Source organism: uncultured Salinibacterium sp. (genome assembly GCF_963974405.1).
In the GTDB taxonomy this organism is placed as follows: Bacteria; Actinomycetota; Actinomycetes; order Actinomycetales; family Microbacteriaceae; genus Rhodoglobus.
Window position 1 is genome coordinate 834,525 of record NZ_CAXBBH010000001.1, and the last position, 16,055, is coordinate 850,579.

The window sequence follows — 16,055 nt, forward strand, 5'->3', positions numbered from 1 at the left end:
TCGCAGCCGAGTGCTCAGGCGCCCTACTGAACCTTCGCGAGTCGTTTGGCGCGAGCCACCGTCGACACCTGCACGGTGACGACAACGACAAGGGCCACGATGAACACGGCGGAGGCGAGCACATTTGCTTCAGCGGGAATGCCTCGCGCTGCCGAAACCCAGATGTATTTCGGGAACGTGTTGACAGAGCCGGAGTTGAAGTTAGTGATGATGAAGTCATCAAACGACAGCGCGAACGACAGCAGGGCGGCGGCGAGAATACCTGGCAACAGCAGGGGGAAGGTGATTCGCAAGAACACTTGGAATGCCGACCCGTACAGGTCGCGACCTGCCTCCTCTAGTGCGGGGTCCAAGCCCGCGACACGGGCTTTCACGGTTACGACGACAAAGCTGATGCAAAACATGGTGTGCGCGAGGATGATCGTCAGCATGTCTTTGGGAACGCCGATCGACAAAAACTGTGCGGCCAATCCTGCACCGAGAACGACCTCGGGGGTTGCCATCGGCAGAAAGAGCAGCAGGCTGGTCTGCGAACGGAACCTGAACTTGTAGCGCACGATCGCGATCGCGATCATGGTGCCCAGGGTTGTTGCGATGACCGTCGCGACTACGCCGATGAAGATGCTGTTTCCGAACGCTTCGCACACGGCACCACTTTGCACGTTGCACACGTTGAGCCACTTATCGAAGGTGAATCCGCGCCATGTGATGTTGGTTTTGAGGGAGTCGTTGAAGCTGTAGACAAAGGTGTAGCCGATAGGGATCATCAAGATCAGTAGCGCTAGTGCGCTATAGATGGGCAAGATCCAGTCGCTGAGTGAACGTTTCATAGAAGTTCTTCCGTTCCGGACTTCTTCACGTAAAAGCCAACCATCACGAGGATCACTGACATCAGGATGATCGAGAGTGCGGCACCTGCGGGAAAGTTCTGAAGCACCAAGAAGTTCGCCTCGATGACATTTCCAATCATCTGAGTGCTCGTTCCACCGAGGAACTCGCGGCTTGCGTTGATGTAGTCACCAGCGGCCGGGATGAATGTCAGTAGGGTTCCCGCGACAATACCGGGCATCGACAGCGGCACGGTCACTTTCCGGAAGACGTGGAACGGGCTCGCGTAGAGGTCGCTTCCTGCTTCGAGGTAGCGCACATCGAGCCGCTCAAGCGTCGTATACAGCGGCAGGGTCATAAAGGGGATGAAGTTATACGTCAGACCGAAGATCACCGAAAAGGCTGTGCCGGTGATGTGAGCGTCGGGGGCCAGAATCGATACTGCTTTGAGCGAGGTAACTAGAAATGATTCGTCGGAGAACAGTTGCTTCCAGGCGAGGGTGCGAAGGAGGAAGCTGATAAAGAACGGCGCGATAACGAGCACGAGCATGAGGCTCTGCAGTAGCGGCCAACGCCGTGCTTTCACACCGATGAAGTAGGCCAACGGGTAGCTGATGATCAGCGCAAAAAAGGTCGCAGCGAGGGCATAGCCGAATGACCGCATGATGTGCGGCCAATACGTAGAGATGACGTCTGTGTAGTTCTGCCAGCGAAACGCGTAGCTGAATTCACCAATGTCACCGAATTCGGCTGGCGTTTTGAACGACGTGATCAACAGGGAGATGAGAGGCGTCAAGAAGAACAGCACCAGATAGAGAATTCCAGGAAGCAGCAGGAGAAGCGCTACCCGGCTTGTCTTTCGAACCGACTCAGCTGGTGCGGGCGCCGTCGACGATGAGAACGCGGCGAAGGCCATTTCTACGCATCCTCGAGACGCCGTTGTGCGGCGATAGTGCGAGTGTCAAGGTCGGGAGAAAAGCGTGGTGCCTCTGCCGGGTCATCCTCAAGCCCAAATCCGTGGCTGGTGGCCCAGCTGAGCCACACTTCGTCCCCATCGCGCACGTGGGATTCAAGGGCAATGTTCTGGGCGAACACGATGAGCTGTCCGACACCGGGCACGTGCACCAAGTACTGGGTGCTCACCCCGCTGAATGAGACATCAACAACTCGACCGGGACCCATCACGCTCGTAGCGGCATCCCGTTTGGGCTTAGCAGTATGGAGAGTCAACTTCTCTGGTCGGATACCCACAGTTATGTTGCCGGTGGCGCGCTGGGCCCGGGCGCGAGGAACCGTGACTTTCTGGCCCGCGATGTCCACCGAGATTGCTGAACTGGTTGTGTTCACGACGGGGCCAGTGAAGAGGTTCGATTGGCCGAGAAAGTTGGCGACGAAGGCAGTCTTCGGCAATTCGTAGAGTTCTTGAGGGGCACCCATTTGCTCGATGCGGCCCTTGTTCATGACGGCGATTGTGTCGGCCATAGTCATGGCTTCTTCTTGATCGTGAGTCACATGCAAAAAGGTAAGACCGACATCTTCTTGGATTGATTTGAGTTCGAGCTGCATTTGGCGCCGCAGTTTGAGGTCGAGTGCCCCGAGCGGTTCATCGAGCAACAGCAGGGCGGGTCGGTTCACAATTGCTCGCGCTAGAGCCACGCGCTGCTGCTGCCCGCCGGAAAGCTGCTGGGGGCGACGGTTTGCGAGGTGGTCGAGCTCAACGAGACGAAGCACTTCGTGAGCCTTGTCGAGCGGGGCGGCCATCTTGCGGCGACGGAGACCGAAAGCGACGTTCTCTAACACCGTCATATGGGGGAACAGGGCGTAGCTCTGAAAAACGGTGTTGACCGGGCGCTGGAAGGACTTCTGATTGGTGACCTCTTTTCCGCCAATCAGAATCTGCCCAGAAGTCGGCGACTCGAGACCAGCGACCAATCTCAGCGTTGTTGTCTTGCCGCAGCCAGACGGACCAAGAAGTGCGAAAAATGACCCTGCCGGAATCGTCAGGTCGAGTTCTTCGATCGCGGTGAACCCGGGGAAACGTTTGTGAATCCCCACCAGTTCCAGATCTGCGCCGCTCTCGGCGAACGTCCCATCTGTCATTATGCAGAACCGAGCAAGACACTCTGGAACGCAGTGTTGAACGCTTGTTCTTCAGAGTTATCGAGTCCACGGAAAACGTACGACCGCGAGAGCATGTCGTCGTCGGGAAAGATAAGAGTATTGCTGGCTAATTCGGGGTCAATCGCCGCTGCCGCCTCTTTGGCGCCCGCAACCGGAGTGATGTAGTTGACGTAGGCGGCGACCTCGGCGGCGACGGCCGGGTCGTAGTAGTAGTTGATCAGTTCTTCAGCGTTCGACTTTGACGGGCTGCCGATGGGAACCATGAAATTGTCGTTCCAAATCGTTCCGCCGGCCTCAGGAACGATGAAGTCCCACTTGTCGCCGTTCTCGGCATTCAACTGAACGATGTCGCCAGACCACACAATCGCCGCGAGAGTATCGCCGTTCACGAGATCCTCTTTATAGGAGTTTCCCTTGATGTTGCGAATCTGGCCGTCGGAAACCTGCTTGGAGAATTCGTCGATCGCGGCATTGAACTCGTCCGCGCCCCACTTGCCAGAAATGTCGACGCCTTGATCGAGCATGATGAGACCCATAGTGTCGCGCATCTCAGACAGCACTCCTACGCGACCCTTAAGGTCGGGGTTCCACAAATCCTGTACCGAGGCGAGGCCGCTGGGCAACTGCTCTTTGTTCCAGGCGATCCCGGCGAAGCCACCCTGATACGGGATGCTCATCTGGCGGCCGGGATCGAAATCGACATCCTTGAGCGCGGGCAGAAGATTGGCGATGTTGGGAATATTGCCATGGTCGAGTTTCTGGATGTATCCGAAGCGGATGAGTCGTGCCACGATCCAGTCGGTGAGGCACACGAGGTCGGCGCCAATGTCTTGACCGAGCGAAAGCTGATCCTTGACCTTGGCATAGTACGTGTTGTTGTCGTCGACCGCTTCTGTGTATTCGACGCTGATCCCGGTTTCGGCTTCAAAAGCATCGATCGTCGGGTAGTTTCCTGCATCGTCGACATCGACGTAGAGCGCCCAGTTGTCCCAGCGAACCGACTTGTTGGTGCCGCTCTCATCGGCTGCGGGGGTCGGTGCCTCACCGCCGCCCGGGGAGCAGGCGGCGAGGGCAAGGCCTGTTGCGCCCGCGGCGGCACCCGTAAGCAAGGTACGCCGAGTCATCGCTGACCTTTGTGCCTGGCGAACAAGTTCGCGAATCATGGGGTCGGTGGGTAGCGGCTTCGACGTCATCGGACTCTCCTGGCAATTGCGAAATTCACGTAGATAGCCCCGCATCATTTTGGGGTGTTTGATGATTGCACAAATGCGCGGTGAAATCGTTAAAAGAGGGCGAAAAAGTCAGCGTTGCAATCAAATCTTCACGAAATCCGCACAGTTACGAAACACGAGCGCTCGCCGCGAGTGCGTGCTGAACGACGCATGGCGTGAAGCAATCCGAGAGACGGTCGCCTACTGTGAGCGGACACTCAGGTGGCTTTTTGCTACACTTTTCGATGCCGGGCCACAGTAACCCCGGGCTCCAATATTAGCCGCTTCGAGCGGCCCTGCGTCGTGAGGCGTTCTCTGTGGTCCGGCTTTTTAGCGCCCTTAAACGCTCAATCTGGAGCCGTTTCTGCTGCCGTTTCCTGTGCCGCTCGGGTCGGCCCGATCGCTTCCCTCCGTCACCAAACCATTGCGATGAGTGCACCGAACTACTCACCAGTGAAAGCAACTGACGAAATCCATTGTCAGCACCGCATCCACTGACTGATTATTCTCTGCTGAACCATTCGATTTGCGAGGAAGGGGCACAGGAACCTGCCATGCTTGACCTTATGTCTCGTGAAGCTGATGTCGGCGCAACGCCTGAAGAACCGGGCGTGCCTGCCACGAGCCCGCAAGACTTGCTTGAGCGTGTCGCCACTGGCGATCAGGCCGCATTTAGCGAACTGTACGACCAGTTAGCTCCCCGAGTCTTCGGACTCGTGAAGAGGCTCCTGCGTGACCATTCGCAGTCCGAAGAAGTGATGCAAGAGATCTTTTTAGAGATCTGGCAAACCGCAACCCGTTTCGATGCGAATAAGGGTGCAGCGGTGAGTTGGATTCTCACGATGGCACACCGCAGAACTGTTGACCGTGTGCGCGCATCACAGTCGTCCCGCGACCGTGACGTTCGCATCGGCATCCGTGATCACAACCCGGACTACGATCACGTTTCAGAAACCATAGAAGTCCGACTCGAACACGAAAGGGTAGAGAAGGCCATGTCCCGACTGACTGAACTCCAGCGCCAAGCTGTCTCCCTTGCGTATTACGGCGGCTATAGCCACAGTGAGGTGGCGACCATGCTTAAGGTTCCTGTCGGCACTGTCAAAACCCGACTACGTGATGGAATGATCCGCTTACGCGACGAAATGGGGGTGGCATCATGAACGACCGCAACGACGACCTCGCAGCACAGTCTGGCGCCTACGCTCTCAACGCGTTAAGCCCCGAAGAGCGCGAGGCTTTCGAGAAGCACTTGGCTGCTTCTGCAGAGACGCGCACCGAGACCACCGAACTCTCCGACACGGCAGTGGCACTCGGAATGGCGATTGATCCGGTCACTCCGCCTCCTGCCCTCAAGGCCAACCTCATGGCAATGATTGCGCAAACACCGCAGTTGCCGCGTGAAGCAGACGTTGCTGTGGCGGCTAAGGATGCTTCGAGCAGTGTGGATGCCGCATCCGCGCCGCTCTCAAACGTCACGCCGCTTGCTGCCTCGGTTGCGCCCGCTGCTGACGCCTCGGCTCAGCAGTCGAGCACCTCGTTGCCTGCCCCGGCGACTCCCGCGGAGACCAAGGCTCAAGCCCGCTGGTTCACGCGTCCGGCTACTGCTTTGGCGGCTGTCGCCGCGGCAGTGGCGCTCATCGTTGCCGGTGGCGTGGTTGCCGATTCCATCGGTCGTACGTCTATGGAGCAGTCGACGTTTGCCGCTCAGCAGGCTGACCAGCTTGCGGCGATCAATGCCGCCAGCGACTCGCAGCGTCTTGTCTCGACGGTCGCGGGGGGAGCCACGGCTACCTTCGTGTGGTCGGGAGAGCTTGCATCATCCGCTGTGATCGTCGATGGTCTTGAGGCTTTGCCTGCTGATCAGGTCTACGAGCTGTGGTACATCGATGAGTCGGGCGCTCGCCCGGCTGGGCTGATGAACGCTGCTGAGGATGGACCAACCTGGCGCGTGCTTGATGGCGAAATGGCTGCCGGCGATCTGGTGGGTGTCACGATTGAACCCAAGGGTGGCTCTGATGCACCGACCACTGATCCGATTGTGGTTTTCGAAAGCGCGTAACGCCGTCTGACGTATCCAATGAGAAAGCCCCCGGCCGATAAGGCGCGGGGGCTTTTTCGTGCCGCTGGATAGCGGCAGCGAGCTCGAGCGGTTCGCTATCCGAACTTGCCGGAGACGTAGTCTTCGGTTGCTTGAACGCTGGGGTTCGAGAAGATGGTGGTGGTGTCGTCGTATTCGATGAGCTTGCCCGGCGCGCCGGTGCCTGCGATGTTGAAGAACGCGGTGCGGTCGGAGACGCGCGAGGCCTGCTGCATGTTGTGGGTCACGATCACGATCGTGTACTCCTGCTTGAGTTCCTCGATGAGGTCTTCGATCGCGAGGGTGGAGATGGGGTCGAGGGCGGAGCATGGCTCATCCATCAGCACGACGTCTGGTTTTACGGCGATAGCGCGCGCGATGCAGAGTCGCTGTTGCTGGCCGCCGGAGAGGCCCGATCCGGGCTTGTCGAGGCGGTCCTTGACCTCTTTCCAGAGGTTGGCGCCGACGAGGGAGGCTTCAACGAGGTCATCCGCGTCGTTCTTGCTGATGCGGCTGTTGTTGAGCTTCACGCCGGCAAGAACGTTGTCACGGATCGACATTGTGGGGAACGGGTTGGGGCGCTGGAACACCATGCCCACTTGGCGGCGAACGTTCACGGGGTCAACGCCGGGGCCGTAGAGGTTGTTGCCGTCGATGAGTACTTCACCTTCGACGTAGGCGCCGGGGATGACCTCGTGCATGCGGTTAAGCGTGCGGAGGAAGGTCGACTTGCCGCAACCAGACGGGCCGATGAAGGCTGTTACCGTGCGGGGCTCAATCGTGAGCGATACACCCTCTACAGCGCGAAACTTGCTGTAGTAGACGTTGAGATCATTGACTTCAATGCGCTTAGACACGAATTAGGGTTTCCTTCGGTTATCGACCGGTCTTGGGGGCGAAGATTCTGGCGATGATGCGTGCCAGGAGGTTGAGGGCCATCACGATCAGGATGAGGGTGAGCGCTCCGGCCCACGCCCGATCGATATAGGCCTGAGCATCGGTGCCCTGAGAGATGTAGGAGCTGTACACAAACACGGGCAGGCTCTGCATGCGGTCGCTGAACAGCGAGTAGTTGAAGTTGTTGGTGAAGCCAGCAGCAACGAGCAGTGGCGCGGTTTCGCCGATGACGCGAGCGATGGAGAGCATTACACCGGTCGTGATTCCTGCGATGGATGTCGGCAGCACAATCTTCAGGATAGTCAGCCACTTGGGCACGCCGAGCGCAAACGCGGCCTCGCGTAGTTCGTTGGGCACGAGTCGCAGCATTTCTTCGCTTGAGCGAACAACCACGGGGATCATGAGCACCGACAGGGCGATGGCGCCGGCGATTCCGACGCGCACGCCGGGGCCGAAGAACAGCACGATGAGGGAGTAGGCGAAGAGGCCGGCGACGATCGAGGGGATGCCTGTCATGACATCCACGAAGAAGGTGATGGCTTGGGCGAGGCGGCCGCGACCGTATTCGACGAGGTAGATCGATGTCATGAGACCAATCGGCACCGAGATGATGGTGGCCGCGAGTGTCATTTGTAGCGTGCCGATGATGGCGTGGGCTGCACCGCCACCTTCACCGACGACGTTGCGCAGAGAGAGGGTGAAGAAGTCGATGTCGAAGCGAGCTGCACCGTTGATAACGACGGTGTAGAGGAGCGAGATTAGCGGCAGAAGGGCGACGATGAAGGCGAGCGTCACGAGGGTCGTCACGAGGCGATCTGTAGCGCGACGGTGGCCTTCAACGAGGCGTGAGACGGTCACGAGCACGACGCCGTAGAGAACGACTCCGAAGAGTATCGCGGCAACGATGTTGAAATCGCCCGCGGGTTGTCCTGCCTGAATAAACAGGAAGATGATGATGAAGGTGGCGAGGCTGCTGATCAGGATGAGCAGGGGAGCCCAGCGGGGCAGTTGCCCGGCGGCGTACGCGTTCTGGATAGGGCGCGCTGGTGTGGTGGTAGTCATCAGTTCGCTCCCGAGAATTCCTTGCGGCGGTTGACGATGTAGCGCGCGATCGTGTTGACGATCAACGTGATGGCGAAGAGGATGAGGCCGGTTGCAATCAGCACATTGACGTTGAGGCCATAGGCCTCCGGGAAGCTAAGGGCAATGTTGGCGGCGATCGTGGAGGGGTTTATGGAACTGATCACGTCGAACGTAATTACGTTGGAGGCAGAGAGCACCATGGCGACGGCCATAGTTTCGCCGAGTGCACGGCCGAGGCCGAGCATCGCACCGGAGACAATGCCGGCGCGGCCGAAGGGAAGCACAGCTGTCTTAATCATTTCCCAGCGGGTGGCTCCGAGAGCCAAGGCGGCCTCTTCGTGAAGCACTGGAGTCTGGAGGAAAACTTCGCGACAGATTGCGGTGATGATCGGAAGGATCATGACGGCCAGCACGATCGAAGCGGTGAGGATGGTGCGGCCGGTTCCCGAAGCAGGGCCTGCGAAGAGCGGGATCCATCCGAAGTTCTCAACGAGCCAGGCGTAGAAGGGCTGCACTCCGACGGCGAGAACGTTGCCACCCCAGAGGCCGAAAACGACCGAGGGAACCGCAGCGAGTAGGTCGATGATGTAGCCGAGTGTTGCGGCAAGTGGGCGCGGCGCATAGTGCGAGATGAAGAGCGCAATTCCAATGGCGATCGGTACGGCCATCAGGAGGGCCAAGCCAGCCGACCACAGTGTTCCAAATACGAGCGGGCCAACGTAGGCCCAGAAGTTTGTTCCTTCGAGGAGAGTGGTCTTCTCCGGATCTGCGGTGATTCCGGGAACACCCTGCAAGACGAGGAAGGCGGCAACGGCTGCGAGAATCGCGAGTATGAGGGCGCCGGCGGTGAGGGCTGTGCCTGAGAAGAGGCGGTCTCCTGGGCGCTGCTTCGCGCGGATACGGGGGGCCGCAGTCGAGGTCATGTGTCGAGTATCCCTTATCCCTGGCTTGGCTTGGTGCGTTGTGTCTGGATCATGCTGTTCTCTGGACTGTGTGTGTGCGGCCCAGAGGAAAGTCTGCCCGACCCCGCTGCTGGTAGCAACGGGGCCGAGGCAGACTCACGGTGTTACTTGATGGCGTCTACTGCAGCCTGAGCCTTCTCGTAGAACGAGGAGGAGATGGGGGCGGAGCCAGCAGCTTCTGCAGCCGTGCTCTGACCCTCGGGGCTGATGACGTAGGAGAGGTAGCCCTTGACCAAGTCAACGCCGTCGCTCGATACGTACTCGTTGCAGGCGATCAGGTAGCTGAGGAGAACGACCGGGTATACACCCGATTCAGCAGATGTGCGGTCGATGTTCACTGCGAAGTCCGTCTCGCCTCGGCCCTCGGCGAGAGGCGACGCATCAACGATTGCTGCGGCAGCTTCGGGGGAGTACGGAACGTACTCGTCGCCGACCTTGACGGCGACGGTTCCGAGGTCTCCGGCACGCGATGCGTCGGCGTAACCGATGGTTCCGGTTCCGTTGGTGACGGCGTCAACGAGACCCGAGGTCTGAGGAGCACCCTCGCCACCGAACTCGGTGGGCCAGGTTTCGATCGATCCGACGGTCCAGACCGAGGGCGCAGCAGCCGACAGGTAGTCGGTGAAGTTCGCGGTGGTTCCTGAGTCATCCGCGCGGTGAACAGCGGTGATGGCCAAGTCAGGAAGCTCTACGCCATCGTTTTGCGACGTGATCGCTTCATCGTTCCAGTTGGTGATCTGGCCGGAGAAAATGCCAGCGATTGCAGCAGCGTCGAGGTTGAGCGAGTCAATTCCGTCGAGGTTGAAGATGATCGCGATAGGGGAGATGTAGGCAGGGATCTCGAGGATGCCGGTGCCGGGAACGCAGGGAGCGAAGTTGTCTTCGGCAATTTCCTCGTCCTTGAATGCGCGGTCAGAGCCAGCGAACTGGCTTCCGCCACCGATGAACGTGTCGCGTCCACCACCGGAGCCGATGGGATCGTATTCGACTGAGACGTTCTCGTTTGCCATCTGGAATCCAGCAACCCAGGCCTCTTGGGCTGACTGCTGCGAGGAAGCGCCGGCGCCCACGAGGGTTCCGGTGAGGTCTGATGCGGTTCCTTCTTCGGTGCCGCTGTCTGTTCCAGCTGCACATGAGGAGAGGAGGATGGTGCCTGCGATAGCAATGGCACCGATGGTGCCAAGACGCTTGAAGTTCACAGTTTTCCCTTCGGGATGTTGATTACAGGTTTCAGGCCGGTGCGACCTAAACAGAAAACCTAGGCAGCGCAGGTAGCCAGCTTGACCCGGTTAGGTAAACGGCAGGTAAACGCCGAATCAACGCGAAAGAGTTCCGCCCCGGTTTCGCGGGGAAGTGAGCTATTTGATTGCTGCGACAGCAGCGCGAGCCTTCTCGTACAGAGAAGCCGAAATGGGGGCAGAACCGGCGGACGCGGCCGCAGCCTGTTGTCCTTCGGGGCTGATGACGTAGTCGAGGTAGCCGCGGAGAACATCCACTCGCTCGTTCGAGGCGTACTCGTTGCAGGCGATCAGATAGCTGATGAGAACAACCGGGTAAACGCCGCTGGCGGTGGACGCGCGGTCGATGTCAACGGCAAAGTCGGTCTCACCTCGTCCTTCACCAAAGGGCGAGACATCAATGATCGCGGCGGCGGCTTCTGGCGAGTAGGCGACGTATTCCTCGCCGACTTTGACCGCGACAGCTCCGAGCTCGCCGACGCGCGAGGCGTCAGCGTAGCCGATGGTTCCGGTTCCGTTGCTCACCGCATCCACGACCCCGGATGTTTGCGGCGCAGCTTCTCCGCCGAAGTCAAGAGGCCATTTCTCGATCGAGCCGACAGTCCACACCGAGGGGGCTGCTGCTGCCAGGTAGTCAGTGAAGTTGGCTGTCGTGCCCGAGTCGTCTGCGCGGTGCACGGCCGTGATAGTGAGGTTAGGAAGATCGGCCGTGGGGTTTTGGGCAACGATTGCCGCGTCATCCCACTGGTCAATTTCGCCGCTAAAAATGCCAGCGATGGTAGCGGCATCGAGATTGAGTGATTCGACGCCATCGAGGTTGAAAATGATCGCGATGGGCGAGATGTAGGCCGGGATTTCAAGGATTCCGGTATCGGGCACGCACGAGACGAAGTCGGCATCCGCAATCTCGTCGACCTTGAACGCGCGATCGGATGCTGCGAACATCGAGCCACCGCCGATGAAGGTGTCTCGTCCTCCACCGGAACCGATGGGGTCGAACTCGACCGTTGCAGCAACATTCGCCAGCTGGAACCCGCGAACCCACGCCTCTTGCGCCGCTTGCTGTGACGAGGCTCCAGCGCCGATGATGGTGCCGGAGGGACCCGAGACGTTACCGCCCGGAGCAGGAACGCATCCGGTGAGTGCGAGTGCGCTCGCCATCGCGATAGCGGTGACGGTGCCGAGACGGGTGAACTTCACAGGAATCCTTTCGAGAAACTGACGTGCACGTCATTCTCTCGTGAATTCAGCAAGATTTCATCGCCCGGTAACCGCGGCCAGCGTGAGCCGCGCACAATCGTCGTCAGGACTGGTGTGTTTCCACCGCTACAAGGCGCAGTTTTTTCGTGTCGCGCGCGAAATGCAGCACAGAAAAGTCGCCAGTGCTGAGCATGGCGGCGGCACGAAGATTGCTGTCCGGCGTCGTATGGGAGGCTTCGGCGAGAGCGCCCACGATCTGCGGAAGCACGGGGCCGTGACTGCACATCACCGTGGTTTGTTGCTTTTTCAGTCGTTTCGCGACGAGAGCGGTAACCGCATCGCCATTGCTTCGGTAGGCGTCTTGACTGAGGTCGTCTGTGGGTTTGATCTCAATCGCGGTGCGCTGCGACAGCGGTGTAATTGTTGCGACGCAACGCGCGGCGGTGCTACTCAGGATGCGGTCGGGAGCGAATGCGGCAATGCTGCCCGCGATCGTGGCGGCTTGATCTGCTCCGCGGTGCAGGAGCGGGCGAGTGGCATCCGGTCCGTCCCAGGTTTCTCCGGGCACTGCTTTGCCGTGACGCACTGCGATCATCGCGAAAGTGCGGGCGTTGCCTGCCTCATAGAGTGCGGCGAAGCGGTCGAGCACATCGACGTCGTGGGTGTAACTGACTTTCTTGCGGGCCTTAGAGAGCGACAGCCATTCCAGCGACGAGATTTCGCCGTTGGGGGTGAATTTGGCGAGTTCCAGAATGTGATCGTTCACTTCTGCCGACCAATAGTAGACATACTTGTCGCGCCCATTGCCGAGCGTGTAGTGCACGTTGCCAAGCGGAACGCCGAGGTCAACACTCAAGCCAGTCTCTTCGAAGATTTCGCGCACGGCAGTCTCTGGCAACAACTCACCGGGATCAAGCTTGCCCTTGGGCAGCGAAACGTCTTTGTGCACCGTGCGATGCACGAGCAGCACTCGTGGCTTGCCGTCGACGACGCGCCAGCACACAATCCCCGCGGCGAGGACTGGTGCGGTCGCAGCGGTCACCGGCGAGCTCCGCCTCGTTTGCGCTGTGTGATTCTCTTCATAAGAACATTCTGTAGGTCGTTGAGGGGTTCTCCGTCGTCCGAATGGCCGTGGCGCACCCAATTGCCCTCAGAATCCAGCCACCACGACGCAGTGCTGGCATCGACGGCGAGGTCGAAAATGTACTCAAGTTCCTCGATGTGTTCTGGTTCGACAATGCGCACGAGGGCCTCAACTCGGCGGTCAAGGTTGCGGTGCATCATGTCAGAACTGCCGATGAACACTTGCGGATCACCGTTGTTGTGGAATGAGAAAACCCGCGAGTGCTCGAGGTAACGGCCGAGAACCGAGCGCACACGAATGTTCTCGCTCAGCCCAGGCACTCCCGCCCGCAACGAGCAGATTCCGCGCACCACGATGTCGATGGGAACCCCGGCATTGTTGGCCCGGTAGAGAGCGTCAATGATCGCCTCATCCACCATCGAGTTCAATTTGATGCGGATGCCCGAGGGCAGGCCAGCGCGTGCATTCTTAGCTTCGGCCTCAATCTGCTTGACAAGCCCCTTGCGCAAATGGCGCGGAGCCACGAGCAATCGCTTGAACTTCTTCTCGATGGCATAGCCGGAGAGCTCGTTGAAGAGCCGGGTGAGGTCCTTGCCGACTTGGTCGTCGGCGGTGAGCAGCCCCAAGTCTTCATAAAGCCTGCTGGTTTTCGGGTTGTAGTTTCCCGTGCCGATGTGGGCGTAGTGGCGCAGCTTGCCCTCTTCTTGACGCACGACAAGGGCGAGCTTGCAGTGCGTCTTGAGCCCGACAAGGCCGTACACGACATGCACTCCCGCCTTTTCGAGTTTGCGAGCCCAGGAGATGTTCGCGGTCTCATCGAAACGGGCCTTGATTTCGACGAGAGCGAGTACAGCTTTTCCTGCTTCAGCCGCGTCAATGAGCGCCTCGACGATGGGGCTGTCACCGCTCGTGCGATACAGGGTTTGCTTGATGGCCAACACATCGGGGTCAGCGGCGGCTTGTTCGAGAAAAGCCTGCACGCTCGTGGAGAACGATTCGTAGGGGTGATGGAGCAGGATGTCTTTACGGGCGATTGCGCGGAAAATGTCCGCCCGCTCGTTGCCTTCCGTTGGCATAAGGCTTGGGCTCGTGATCGGCACATGGCGCGAGTACTTGAGGGCCGGGCGGTCGATTCGAGTGAGTTGGAACAGCCCGCTGAGGTTCAGCGGAGCCGGAAGGCGATACACCTCTTGCTCGGTGATCTTGAGTTCCCGCACGAGCAGGCCGAGGGTCACGTCATCCATGTCGTCGGTGATCTCAAGACGGATGGGCGGCCCAAAGCGTCGATTCAGAATCTGCTTCTCGAGCGACTTGATGAGGTTCTCTGACTCATCTTCGTCGACGTTCACGTCTTCGTTTCGCGTCACCCGGAACTCGTGGTGCGCCAGAATTTCCATGCCGGGAAAGAGGGCGTCGAGATGATTCGAAATGAGATCTTCGAGAGGGATGTAGCGCAATTGGTCACTGCCGTCATCCGGCAATTGCACAAACCGCGGCAAGACGCTCGGCACCTTGAGTCGCGCAAACTCTTCCTTGTGCGTCTTGGGGTTACGCACTCGAATCGAGAGGTTGAGTGAGAGCCCAGAAATGTAGGGGAACGGATGCGCGGGGTCGACCGCCAAGGGCATCAGCACGGGAAAAATCTGGGTCGAGAAGATTTCGTCTACGCGCTCGCGATCTTCAGGGCCAAGGTCAGACCACGACTCAATATGGATGCCTTCAGCATCGAGCGCTGGCTTGACGCTGTTACGGAACTCAGCGGCGTGACGCTCTTGCAGCGCGTGAGCTGCAGCGCTCAATTCTTCGAGTACTTCGGCGGGGGCCCGGCCCGTGTTCGTGGGCACGGCAAGGCCCGTGTCGATGCGGCGCTTGAGGCCGGCAACGCGCACCATGAAGAACTCATCGAGGTTGCTGGCAAAGATCGCCAAGAAGTTAGCGCGCTCCAGCAGGGGCAAGGACTCATCTTCAGCAAGCTCGAGCACTCGCTGGTTGAACGCGAGCCAGCTCAGTTCACGGTCGAGGTAGCGGTCATAAATCAGCGTGCCATCGTCAACGCTTGATGACTCGTCGATGTCGTATTCATCGAGTGAGTCGGTAGCGGAACTGGGGTCGGCTATCGCGCTGTCGTTGTCCATCTGATCATCCTGCCACTGAGTGATGAACAACTGATTAACTCCGCCCACGATTGGGCAAAAGTCGTGACGAGTGTGCCTTAGACCGCGATGCTGGCCGACAGCGATTCAACCTCGGCGTCGGCGCTCGCCGTAGTGCTGGCCGGGGTGGCTTGAGCGGGAGGAGTTTTCTCTGGCTCTTCAGCGATGTTGAAGCAGTAGCCGACGTTGCGAACCGTTCCGATGAGGGATTCGAGGTCGCCGAGTTTGGCACGCAAACGTCGCACGTGAACGTCCACTGTGCGGGTGCCGCCGAAGTAGTCGTAGCCCCACACTTCGCTCAAGAGCTGTTCACGAGTGAAGACGTGCCCAGGGTGCGACGCCAAGAAGCGAAGCAACTCAAATTCTTTGAAGGTGAGGTCGAGTGATCGATCGCGAGCTTTTGCGGAATAGCTTGCTTCGTCAATGACGATTCCGGATGCTCGAATCTTCGATGCCGAACTCTCTCCTTCTCGGCGCGCCATCGCCAAGCGGATGCGAGCATCAATTTCGGCTGGTCCCGCGCCAACAACGAGGAGATCATCGACGTGCCACTGGTGATTGACGGCCGCGAGGCCACCATCGGTGACAATCGCGAAGAGCGGAACCGAAATCCCGCCGGAATGGAGAACGCCGCACACCCCTTTGGCTGCTGCAAGATTTGTCGTCGCGTCGACCATGATGAGGTCAGTGGTGGGGGCGGCAACAAGAGTTGCGGGCGCGGCAACGACTACCTCCACCGTATGGCTGAGCAAACCCAGGGAGGGTAATGGTTCAGCGTCGGGCGCAGAGCTAAGCATCAAGATGTGTGCCATATGGCCTCCCCACTGCGTGAAAAGGATTCTACCGTGCGCCGCCGCGCTCTCGTGACGGCCCCGAGTTCGGCCGGTTCTCGGTACGATGAAGGCATGACTTGGCAAAAATGGAGCGTTGTGCCCGTGTGGCTGTTGAGTCTTGTTGGCGTACTGATCATTGCTTCTGTCGCCGAGCCAGAGTCGCGAGTCACGTGGTTGGCCATTGTTCTCGCGGCCTGCGTCATCCTGACGTTCATCGTTCAACTGCTTATTCATCGCAAAGATGGATTTGTCGCCCGAGCGACCGCCAGCATGGTCGGTGCCCTCGTTGTTGTGGCAGCAGCCACGGCCATTTTCGCTTTCATTTAGTGCTGCTGGGCTGCACAGGGATAGGATTAGTACATGCT

Annotated in this window: 15 protein-coding genes; 3 read left to right on the forward strand and 12 right to left on the reverse strand. The window is 59.2% G+C overall.

Annotated features, from left to right (window positions below):
* Positions 1 to 23: 23 nt before the first annotated feature.
* The 4 genes from AACZ26_RS04090 to AACZ26_RS04105 are packed head-to-tail and all read right to left on the reverse strand — an operon-like array spanning position 24 to position 4,073.
* Complete coding sequence (locus AACZ26_RS04090; RefSeq protein ID WP_339619327.1) at positions 24 to 830, reverse strand: ABC transporter permease; 807 nt, start codon at positions 828 to 830, stop codon at positions 24 to 26.
* Positions 827 to 1,744, reverse strand: coding sequence for an ABC transporter permease (locus AACZ26_RS04095; protein ID WP_339619329.1), 918 nt, complete (start codon positions 1,742 to 1,744; stop codon positions 827 to 829). Before AACZ26_RS04095 ends, AACZ26_RS04090 begins: the two co-directional genes overlap by 4 nt.
* A 2-nt stretch (positions 1,745 to 1,746) precedes the next feature.
* A complete protein-coding gene (locus AACZ26_RS04100) occupies positions 1,747 to 2,928 on the reverse strand; it encodes an ABC transporter ATP-binding protein (protein WP_339619330.1) in 1,182 nt (393 codons plus the stop codon).
* Positions 2,928 to 4,073: a spermidine/putrescine ABC transporter substrate-binding protein gene (locus AACZ26_RS04105; protein WP_339619332.1), complete on the reverse strand. Its 1,146-nt coding sequence runs from the start codon at positions 4,071 to 4,073 to the stop codon at positions 2,928 to 2,930. The genes AACZ26_RS04100 and AACZ26_RS04105 overlap by 1 nt, the downstream gene beginning before the upstream one ends.
* 653 nt (positions 4,074 to 4,726) lie before the next feature.
* Here AACZ26_RS04105 and AACZ26_RS04110 point away from each other — a divergent pair.
* Both AACZ26_RS04110 and AACZ26_RS04115 read left to right on the forward strand, forming a co-directional pair.
* Entirely contained in the window at positions 4,727 to 5,323 is a 597-nt protein-coding gene (locus AACZ26_RS04110; RefSeq protein ID WP_339619334.1) for a sigma-70 family RNA polymerase sigma factor, read from the forward strand.
* Complete coding sequence (locus AACZ26_RS04115; RefSeq protein ID WP_339619336.1) at positions 5,320 to 6,222, forward strand: anti-sigma factor domain-containing protein; 903 nt, start codon at positions 5,320 to 5,322, stop codon at positions 6,220 to 6,222. Before AACZ26_RS04110 ends, AACZ26_RS04115 begins: the two co-directional genes overlap by 4 nt.
* Before the next feature lie 95 nt (positions 6,223 to 6,317).
* On the opposite strand, the gene pstB is transcribed toward AACZ26_RS04115, so the two are convergent.
* From pstB to AACZ26_RS04155, 8 genes are all read right to left on the reverse strand, one after another.
* Complete coding sequence (gene pstB / locus AACZ26_RS04120; RefSeq protein ID WP_339619337.1) at positions 6,318 to 7,097, reverse strand: phosphate ABC transporter ATP-binding protein PstB; 780 nt, start codon at positions 7,095 to 7,097, stop codon at positions 6,318 to 6,320.
* A 19-nt stretch (positions 7,098 to 7,116) separates the two neighbouring features.
* On the reverse strand, positions 7,117 to 8,199 hold the full coding sequence (gene pstA, locus AACZ26_RS04125) for a phosphate ABC transporter permease PstA (protein WP_339619338.1): 1,083 nt from the start codon (positions 8,197 to 8,199) through the stop codon (positions 7,117 to 7,119).
* Complete coding sequence (gene pstC, locus AACZ26_RS04130; protein ID WP_339619339.1) at positions 8,199 to 9,143, reverse strand: phosphate ABC transporter permease subunit PstC; 945 nt, start codon at positions 9,141 to 9,143, stop codon at positions 8,199 to 8,201. Before pstC ends, pstA begins: the two co-directional genes overlap by 1 nt.
* A gap of 143 nt (positions 9,144 to 9,286) precedes the next feature.
* A complete protein-coding gene (locus AACZ26_RS04135; protein ID WP_339619341.1) occupies positions 9,287 to 10,381 on the reverse strand; it encodes a phosphate ABC transporter substrate-binding protein PstS in 1,095 nt (364 codons plus the stop codon).
* 159 nt (positions 10,382 to 10,540) lie between these two features.
* Positions 10,541 to 11,620, reverse strand: a complete 1,080-nt coding sequence (locus tag AACZ26_RS04140; RefSeq protein WP_339619343.1) for a phosphate ABC transporter substrate-binding protein PstS — start codon at positions 11,618 to 11,620, stop codon at positions 10,541 to 10,543.
* Between the two features lie 103 nt (positions 11,621 to 11,723).
* On the reverse strand, positions 11,724 to 12,662 hold the full coding sequence (locus AACZ26_RS04145; protein ID WP_339619345.1) for an NUDIX domain-containing protein: 939 nt from the start codon (positions 12,660 to 12,662) through the stop codon (positions 11,724 to 11,726).
* Positions 12,659 to 14,839, reverse strand: a complete 2,181-nt coding sequence (locus AACZ26_RS04150; RefSeq protein ID WP_339619346.1) for an RNA degradosome polyphosphate kinase — start codon at positions 14,837 to 14,839, stop codon at positions 12,659 to 12,661. Before AACZ26_RS04150 ends, AACZ26_RS04145 begins: the two co-directional genes overlap by 4 nt.
* A 77-nt stretch (positions 14,840 to 14,916) precedes the next feature.
* Complete coding sequence (locus AACZ26_RS04155; RefSeq protein WP_339619348.1) at positions 14,917 to 15,669, reverse strand: response regulator transcription factor; 753 nt, start codon at positions 15,667 to 15,669, stop codon at positions 14,917 to 14,919.
* Positions 15,670 to 15,762: 93 nt separating this feature from the next.
* On the opposite strand from AACZ26_RS04155, the gene AACZ26_RS04160 reads away from it, so the two are divergent.
* Positions 15,763 to 16,017 carry a hypothetical protein gene (locus AACZ26_RS04160; protein WP_339619350.1) on the forward strand — a complete coding sequence of 85 codons (255 nt, stop codon included), beginning with the start codon at positions 15,763 to 15,765 and terminating at the stop codon, positions 16,015 to 16,017.
* Positions 16,018 to 16,055 lie beyond the last annotated feature (38 nt).